Annotated in this window: 4 protein-coding genes, 16 tRNA genes, 2 rRNA genes and 1 pseudogene (1 of these 23 running past the window's edge); 22 read left to right on the top strand and 1 reads right to left on the bottom strand. The window is 39.8% G+C overall.

Annotated elements, in window-relative coordinates:
* The 17 genes from ACUN0F_RS31005 to ACUN0F_RS30925 all read left to right on the top strand — a co-directional run.
* Window positions 1–1,055: ribosomal RNA gene (locus ACUN0F_RS31005) — 23S ribosomal RNA — on the top strand (it extends 1,867 nt beyond the left edge of the window).
* Between the two features lie 101 nt (window positions 1,056–1,156).
* A 5S ribosomal RNA gene (rrf, locus tag ACUN0F_RS31000) occupies window positions 1,157–1,272 on the top strand.
* 8 nt (window positions 1,273–1,280) lie between these two features.
* Window positions 1,281–1,355: transfer RNA gene (locus ACUN0F_RS30995), tRNA-Asn, on the top strand.
* 2 nt (window positions 1,356–1,357) lie between these two features.
* Window positions 1,358–1,449: transfer RNA gene (locus ACUN0F_RS30990), tRNA-Ser, on the top strand.
* Between the two features lie 17 nt (window positions 1,450–1,466).
* A tRNA-Glu gene (locus tag ACUN0F_RS30985) sits at window positions 1,467–1,541 on the top strand.
* Window positions 1,542–1,546: 5 nt separating this feature from the next.
* Window positions 1,547–1,622 (top strand) — tRNA-Val (locus ACUN0F_RS30980).
* A 24-nt stretch (window positions 1,623–1,646) separates the two neighbouring features.
* A tRNA-Met gene (locus ACUN0F_RS30975) sits at window positions 1,647–1,723 on the top strand.
* A 3-nt stretch (window positions 1,724–1,726) separates the two neighbouring features.
* Window positions 1,727–1,802 (top strand) — tRNA-Asp (locus ACUN0F_RS30970).
* A 9-nt stretch (window positions 1,803–1,811) separates the two neighbouring features.
* A tRNA-Phe gene (locus ACUN0F_RS30965) sits at window positions 1,812–1,887 on the top strand.
* Between the two features lie 18 nt (window positions 1,888–1,905).
* Window positions 1,906–1,981, top strand: a tRNA-Thr gene (locus ACUN0F_RS30960).
* 10 nt (window positions 1,982–1,991) lie between these two features.
* A tRNA-Tyr gene (locus ACUN0F_RS30955) sits at window positions 1,992–2,075 on the top strand.
* 7 nt (window positions 2,076–2,082) lie between these two features.
* Window positions 2,083–2,156 (top strand) — tRNA-Trp (locus tag ACUN0F_RS30950).
* A gap of 19 nt (window positions 2,157–2,175) precedes the next feature.
* Window positions 2,176–2,251 (top strand) — tRNA-His (locus ACUN0F_RS30945).
* Between the two features lie 63 nt (window positions 2,252–2,314).
* Window positions 2,315–2,389: transfer RNA gene (locus ACUN0F_RS30940), tRNA-Gln, on the top strand.
* A gap of 5 nt (window positions 2,390–2,394) precedes the next feature.
* Window positions 2,395–2,469: transfer RNA gene (locus ACUN0F_RS30935), tRNA-Gly, on the top strand.
* Window positions 2,470–2,483: 14 nt separating this feature from the next.
* Window positions 2,484–2,554, top strand: a tRNA-Cys gene (locus tag ACUN0F_RS30930).
* 9 nt (window positions 2,555–2,563) lie between these two features.
* Window positions 2,564–2,645: transfer RNA gene (locus tag ACUN0F_RS30925), tRNA-Leu, on the top strand.
* A gap of 212 nt (window positions 2,646–2,857) precedes the next feature.
* Here ACUN0F_RS30925 and ACUN0F_RS30920 read toward each other — a convergent pair.
* Window positions 2,858–3,178: a DUF3884 family protein gene (locus ACUN0F_RS30920; RefSeq protein ID WP_264463231.1), complete on the bottom strand. Its 321-nt coding sequence runs from the start codon at window positions 3,176–3,178 to the stop codon at window positions 2,858–2,860.
* Between the two features lie 351 nt (window positions 3,179–3,529).
* On the opposite strand from ACUN0F_RS30920, the gene ACUN0F_RS30915 reads away from it, so the two are divergent.
* The 5 genes and pseudogenes from ACUN0F_RS30915 (at window position 3,530) to ACUN0F_RS30895 (ending at window position 7,094) form a co-directional block, all read left to right on the top strand.
* Window positions 3,530–4,249 (top strand): YebC/PmpR family DNA-binding transcriptional regulator, encoded by a 720-nt coding sequence (locus tag ACUN0F_RS30915; RefSeq protein ID WP_000532975.1) that lies wholly within the window; start codon window positions 3,530–3,532, stop codon window positions 4,247–4,249.
* A gap of 148 nt (window positions 4,250–4,397) precedes the next feature.
* A pseudogene (locus tag ACUN0F_RS30910) lies at window positions 4,398–4,863 on the top strand (NUDIX hydrolase).
* Window positions 4,864–5,290: 427 nt separating this feature from the next.
* On the top strand, window positions 5,291–6,067 hold the full coding sequence (locus tag ACUN0F_RS30905) for a transglycosylase domain-containing protein (RefSeq protein ID WP_445540732.1): 777 nt from the start codon (window positions 5,291–5,293) through the stop codon (window positions 6,065–6,067).
* A gap of 188 nt (window positions 6,068–6,255) precedes the next feature.
* The gene (locus ACUN0F_RS30900) at window positions 6,256–6,906 is read left to right on the top strand and encodes a DsbA family protein (protein WP_445540731.1); all 651 of its coding nucleotides are present in this window, start codon (window positions 6,256–6,258) and stop codon (window positions 6,904–6,906) included.
* Between the two features lie 114 nt (window positions 6,907–7,020).
* Window positions 7,021–7,094 (top strand) — tRNA-Gly (locus tag ACUN0F_RS30895).
* Window positions 7,095–7,232: the final 138 nt, after the last annotated feature.

Here is a 7,232-nt window from a genome sequence, read left to right as displayed (position 1 = left end):
GGAAGGTTAAGGAGAGGGGTTAGCGTAAGCGAAGCTCTGAACTGAAGCCCCAGTAAACGGCGGCCGTAACTATAACGGTCCTAAGGTAGCGAAATTCCTTGTCGGGTAAGTTCCGACCCGCACGAAAGGTGTAACGATTTGGGCACTGTCTCAACCAGAGACTCGGTGAAATTATAGTACCTGTGAAGATGCAGGTTACCCGCGACAGGACGGAAAGACCCCGTGGAGCTTTACTGTAGCCTGATATTGAATTTTGGTACAGTTTGTACAGGATAGGCGGGAGCCATTGAAACCGGAGCGCTAGCTTCGGTGGAGGCGCTGGTGGGATACCGCCCTGACTGTATTGAAATTCTAACCTACGGGTCTTATCGACCCGGGAGACAGTGTCAGGTGGGCAGTTTGACTGGGGCGGTCGCCTCCTAAAGTGTAACGGAGGCGCCCAAAGGTTCCCTCAGAATGGTTGGAAATCATTCGTAGAGTGCAAAGGCATAAGGGAGCTTGACTGCGAGACCTACAAGTCGAGCAGGGACGAAAGTCGGGCTTAGTGATCCGGTGGTTCCGCATGGAAGGGCCATCGCTCAACGGATAAAAGCTACCCCGGGGATAACAGGCTTATCTCCCCCAAGAGTCCACATCGACGGGGAGGTTTGGCACCTCGATGTCGGCTCATCGCATCCTGGGGCTGTAGTCGGTCCCAAGGGTTGGGCTGTTCGCCCATTAAAGCGGTACGCGAGCTGGGTTCAGAACGTCGTGAGACAGTTCGGTCCCTATCCGTCGTGGGCGTAGGAAATTTGAGAGGAGCTGTCCTTAGTACGAGAGGACCGGGATGGACGCACCGCTGGTGTACCAGTTGTTCTGCCAAGGGCATAGCTGGGTAGCTATGTGCGGAAGGGATAAGTGCTGAAAGCATCTAAGCATGAAGCCCCCCTCAAGATGAGATTTCCCATAGCGTAAGCTAGTAAGATCCCTGAAAGATGATCAGGTTGATAGGTTCGAGGTGGAAGCATGGTGACATGTGGAGCTGACGAATACTAATAGATCGAGGACTTAACCATATAATATGTAGCAATGTTATCTAGTTTTGAGAGAACATAAAAAAACTTGTTGACTTTTAAAGTAAATAAGTTATAATAATGATTGTCTCAAAAGAATAATGTCTGGTAATGATGGCAGAGAGGTCACACCCGTTCCCATACCGAACACGGAAGTTAAGCTCTCTAGCGCCGATGGTAGTTGGGACCTTGTCCCTGTGAGAGTAGGACGTTGCCAGGCAATATTATTCCGCAGTAGCTCAGCGGTAGAGCTATCGGCTGTTAACCGATCGGTCGTAGGTTCGATTCCTACCTGCGGAGCCATTGGAGAGCTGTCCGAGTTGGCCGAAGGAGCACGATTGGAAATCGTGTATACGTCACAAGCGTATCAAGGGTTCGAATCCCTTGCTCTCCGCCATAGGATTTATCATATTTGGCCCGTTGGTCAAGTGGTTAAGACACCGCCCTTTCACGGCGGTAACACGGGTTCGAATCCCGTACGGGTCACCACTTTTGGAGGATTAGCTCAGCTGGGAGAGCACCTGCCTTACAAGCAGGGGGTCGGCGGTTCGATCCCGTCATCCTCCACCATATAAATTATATGAATAGTATTATCGCGGGGTGGAGCAGCACGGTAGCTCGTCGGGCTCATAACCCGAAGGTCGCAGGTTCAAATCCTGTCCCCGCAACCAAATGGTCCCGTGGTGTAGTGGTTAACATGCCTGCCTGTCACGCAGGAGATCGCCGGTTCGACCCCGGTCGGGACCGCCATTTTAATAAGGCTCGGTAGCTCAGTCGGTAGAGCAGAGGACTGAAAATCCTCGTGTCGGCGGTTCGATTCCGTCCCGAGCCACCATTTATCTTAATAATATACGCCGGCTTAGCTCAATTGGTAGAGCAACTGACTTGTAATCAGTAGGTTGGGGGTTCAAGTCCTCTAGCCGGCACCATGTAAGTTTCGGAGGGGTAGCGAAGTGGCTAAACGCGGCGGACTGTAAATCCGCTCCTTCGGGTTCGGCAGTTCGAATCTGCCCCCCTCCACCATTTACATAGGGGCATAGTTTAAAGGTAGAACTGAGGTCTCCAAAACCTCCAGTGTGGGTTCGATTCCTACTGCCCCTGCCAAATATATTTACACAACATGGCGGTTGTGGCGAAGTGGTTAACGCACCGGATTGTGGCTCCGGCATTCGTGGGTTCGATTCCCATCAGTCGCCCCATTTTTATTTTTAAAATTACAAATAATCTAATTGATACTTACATATAATTAAGTAAGAATTCGATGGGCTATAGCCAAGCGGTAAGGCAACGGACTTTGACTCCGTCATGCGCTGGTTCGAATCCAGCTAGCCCAGCCATTTTTGCGGAAGTAGTTCAGTGGTAGAATACAACCTTGCCAAGGTTGGGGTCGCGGGTTCGAATCCCGTCTTCCGCTCCAATAAAATTTAACATGGCGGCATAGCCAAGTGGTAAGGCAGAGGTCTGCAAAACCTTTACCACCGGTTCAAATCCGGTTGCCGCCTTTCTTTTGTGCCGATGTGGCGGAATTGGCAGACGCGCACGACTCAAAATCGTGTTCCTTCGGGAGTGTCGGTTCGACCCCGACCATCGGTATCATGAACGGCGTAAAAAACTCTATACAATTAGTATAGAGTTTTTTTGTGTTTTCTTTTCATTACATGACAAAATAAGCACAAAAAGTGTACGGTGAGTAAACTGCGAAACATTAAAAGGATAAAAACAAACATTCATTTTTATCCTTTTAAGTGTGGTATTCTATAAAATTCCAGCAAAATATTGTATATACAATATTCCCTTCGAGCACTCTAGAGAGAATTTCTCCACCCCGGTGACATGAAGTTAAATCCGATAGCACCAGTAGATATTAGTACATTATCAACGGTTAAGTTTGTAATTTCTAAAAACCTCTTTTCAAACTCTTCTTTGTTGTACTTGTACATAGTTGAGTGGCACGCCCACATGTGCGTTGAAGTACTCAACCAATCTCCTAATTCCTTTAATTCAGGAAACGACTCAAATTGAATTGGTTCATCTAATTTCATGAATCTCACTTGATAGATAGTTGGGTTTAACTGCTCTCCTATTCCTTTCAGACCATGTGCTTTTTTCTCATGTGAATGTGTCATAATTCTCCTTCCATCTTTCTTCAAATTTTTTCCTGTTTTTATTATATAACGATAGAAAGTAGTTATAGGGAAATTATAGAAATATGTATCAGCGATATAAAAAGACTCTAACATTTCTGTTAGAGTCTTTTTTGTTAAATTATACTATGTGCTTCTAAAATTCGTAATAAATGTAGAAATTCATGTATAATATAACTTGTCGAAAGAACAAAATGATAGTAATTTATATTATGTCTGTAATATGAATCAAAAATGAACTTTTTATATTTCTTTTAAAAATGTGTTGAATACACATTATATTTCATATTAATATTTTTATGTAGATTTAAAACGGGAAAGAGAGTGGAAAGTATGGGTCGTAAATGGAATAATATTAAAGAAAAAAAAGCATCAAAAGATGCAAATACAAGCCGTATATACGCGAAATTTGGACGTGAGATTTATGTGGCAGCAAAACAAGGCGAGCCAGATCCAGAATCAAACCAAGCGCTTAGAGTTGTATTAGAACGTGCGAAAACATACAACGTGCCAAGAACAATTATTGATCGTGCAGTTGAAAAGGCAAAAGGCGGTTCAGAAGAAAATTATGACGAGCTTCGTTATGAAGGATTCGGACCAAACGGATCTATGGTAATTGTAGATACACTTACAAATAACGTAAACCGTACTGCAGCAGATGTACGAGCTGCATTTAGCAAAAACAGTGGTAACATGGGTGTAAACGGTTCTGTAGCTTACATGTTTGATGCGACAGCTGTTATCGGTCTTGAAGGTAAAACATCAGATGAAGTTCTTGAAATTTTAATGGAAGCAGATGTTGATGCACGTGACATTCTAGAAGAAGAAGATTCTGTTATCGTGTATGCTGAACCTGATCAATTCCATTCCGTACAATCTGCACTTAAAGATGCTGGTGTTGAAGAATTCACAGTTGCAGAATTAACAATGCTTGCACAAAGTGATGTAGAACTTCCTGAAGATGCTCAAGTACAATTTGAAAAAATGGTTGATGCATTAGAAGATTTAGAAGATGTGCAACAAGTTTACCACAACGTAGACTTAGGAGAATAATACGATAGAAGCCCCTATTCATTTAACGGATAGGGGCTTTTTTTCATGAAGTTAATTAAGAGGATGAATTAGTAAAGGTATTTTGTTTTAGATAGGGAATATGCTTATAGGGATATGTGAAATATTCATTATTGCTAGGAGGCTTAATATGGAACATAAAACACCAAAGCATATCGTTGCTGTAGCAGGTTATTTAACAAATGAAAAAGATGAAGTGTTATTAGCTAAAGTACATTGGCGATCGGATACGTGGGAGTTGCCAGGAGGACAGGTGGAAGAAGGAGAAGCGCTCGATCAAGCAATTTGTAGGGAAATAAATGTTTGAGGAAACGGGTTTAACTGTGAAGCCGGTTGGAGTTACAGGTGTTTACTATAATGCTTCTATGCATATTTGATCTGTTGTTTTTAAAGTCGCATATGTGAGCGGTGAAATAAAAATTCAACCTGAAGAAATACAAGAGGCTAAATTTGTTGCTTTAAATGAAGAGAACATAGATGAGTATATAACGCGTCCTCATATGAAATCCAGAACGCTTGATGCGATGAGAGCAACACATTGTATTCCGTACGAAACGTGGGAAGTGCAGCCATATAATTTAATAGGTAGATTGTAAAGAAAAGAGTAGCCGGTTTGAGATACAATCAAATCACTACTCTTTTTTGTATACTGTTTAAGAAAAAGGTCAAAATAATAATAGTGTTAGTGTTGATTTTTAGAACGTTTGTTCTGTATAATGTATGATATATTGTATACATTTAGATTACTAGATACTTACAAATATATATATTTGTAGATGATATAATGAAAATAGGGTGTTTTAATAGGGAAGTATAGGCTTAAGGTATACTCTGCTATTGGTTTAGCATAATCTATATTCAATATTTCAGATGAATAGTAGATAAAAAAAGACTGTGATACAATACTTTTTTATACCTTACAATGATGTAAGGTACGTGTAAGAGAAATCGATGGGATGTTTTTTTACAACAAGGTATTCTTAAAGTAAGAGTTATACGCTGTGTGGAAAAGAGGTGTTCAAGATGAAAGAACGAGTATTATCTAGGGTGAACTATCATCAAAAAGTTGCATTAAATCCAATGACTAAATTCTTTTATAAAGCCATTATTTTATTATTATTGTTAAGTTGTACGTTATTATTCATTGGAAATGTAATGATCGAGCAAAGTGATATTAGTAAATTACATGTACCGGCTAAGTTAGAGGTGCCAGAATCATTAACACATGCATTTATTGCGACAGAAGATAAAAGGTTTTATCATCATAATGGTTTAGATTATATAGCGATTGTCAGAGCGTCTGTTGAGAATATAAAGGCTGGTGGTGTTGTGCAAGGCGGAAGCACAATTACACAGCAGTTATCCAAAAATGCTTTTTTAACGAATGAACGTACATTTTCTCGTAAGTGGAAAGAAATTTTTTATACGAAAAAAATTGAACGTACATTTACGAAGGATGAAATTTTAAAATTGTATGTAAGTAATATTTATTACGGAGAAGGAGCATGGGGAATTGAAAAAGCAGCAAACCTTTACTTCGGTAAAAAGGTGAGCCAATTAACGTTGGCTGAAAGTGCAATGATGGCTGCTGTAGTAAAGGCACCCGCTTATTACTCACCTGCACAAAATTATGATAAGGCCGTAGAGAGACGAAATGTCGTTTTGAGATTAATGGAGAAAGAAGGCTATATCAATCATGATGAGTATGTGCAAGCAGTTAGTGAGAAATTAGTAATTCGTCATGATATAAAAACAGAGCGGTCGATGTTAAATAGTTCTCGTGAAAAAGCAGTAAGCTAAAGGAAGTTCCTACATAGGAGCTTCCTTTTTTTGAATAAATTGTGACAAATTGTGACACAATATCGTCACAAATATTGTGTTTTTGTAATTTATGTGAGCGTGTTCATTGCGTGACATATATAAGTGTTGATATTATGTGTATTGTGTACAATGTTGTATACAGAATATGAATTTAAAGAGGAATGTATATGAAATCAAATAAACTCATGGTTCTTGGTGTAGTTTTTTCTATCGCAGTATTGATTGTAATCGGAACAATAGCGTATAGCATCATAAATGACAAAAAAGATAAAGGGAATGAGATGTTTGCTTATTCCACACAACAATCTTTAGGGAAAGATGATGCCCCAGTTAAGGTAGTTGAATTTGGAGACTTCAAATGTCCTGCTTGTCGTACTTGGGATGTAACAGTATTACCACGATTAAAAGAAGAGTATATCGATAAAGGTAAAGTGCAGTTATACTTTATTAACTTCCCATTTATCGGAAAAGACTCTGATTTAGGTGCAGCAGCTGGTGAAGCAATTTATAAACAAGATCAAGATTCATTCTGGATTTTCTACGATGAGATTTATCAAAGTCAAAAGAAAGACACGGAAGAATGGATTACAGAAGAATTACTTCTTAACATTGTGAAAGAGAAGCTTCCGAAAGTTGATGTAGAACAATTTAAGAAAGATTTACACAGTAAAGAAATGAAAGAAAAAGTACGTAAAGATTCAGATCGTGCTCAAAAATTAAAAGTTCAAGGTGCTCCTTCAGTATATGTCAACGGAAATCTTGCAAACCCTGATTTCGATAGTATGAAGAAGGCGATTGATAAAGAATTGAAAAAGTGATGAGCTACTCATCACTTTTTCGACTTTTTTCGATAAAATTCTTGCTTCCGTTTTTTTTACATGCTATACTACTTTACATAAGTTATTCTAATATCTTATATGTATTTCATATTTGCGGGTGTAGTTTAGTGGTAAAACAAGAGCCTTCCAAGCTCTGGTCGAGAGTTCGATTCTCTTCACCCGCTCCAAATTTTATTAAATGTTTTTCTATAAATTGTGATCAACGCAGTGTTTCGTTTCTAAGATAAACGAGGCATTGCGTTTTTTAATGTTTGGAAAACATTATTTTATGCGAAAATAGAAGTAAAGAATAGTATTCCAAAAGT

The sequence above is a fragment of the Bacillus sp. 1A genome (assembly GCF_052682215.1).
Note: the sequence above shows the minus strand (reverse complement) of the source record. Positions and strands in the feature narration are given on the sequence as shown.

Excerpts from the sequence above, each read along its gene's own strand:
- ACUN0F_RS30920 (WP_264463231.1), bottom strand. The coding sequence starts at position 3,178 with ATGACACATTCACATGAGAAAAAAGCACATGGTCTGAAAGGAATAGGA.
- ACUN0F_RS30915 (WP_000532975.1), top strand. The coding sequence starts at position 3,530 with ATGGGTCGTAAATGGAATAATATTAAAGAAAAAAAAGCATCAAAAGAT.
- ACUN0F_RS30905 (WP_445540732.1), top strand. The coding sequence starts at position 5,291 with ATGAAAGAACGAGTATTATCTAGGGTGAACTATCATCAAAAAGTTGCA.
- ACUN0F_RS30900 (WP_445540731.1), top strand. The coding sequence starts at position 6,256 with ATGAAATCAAATAAACTCATGGTTCTTGGTGTAGTTTTTTCTATCGCA.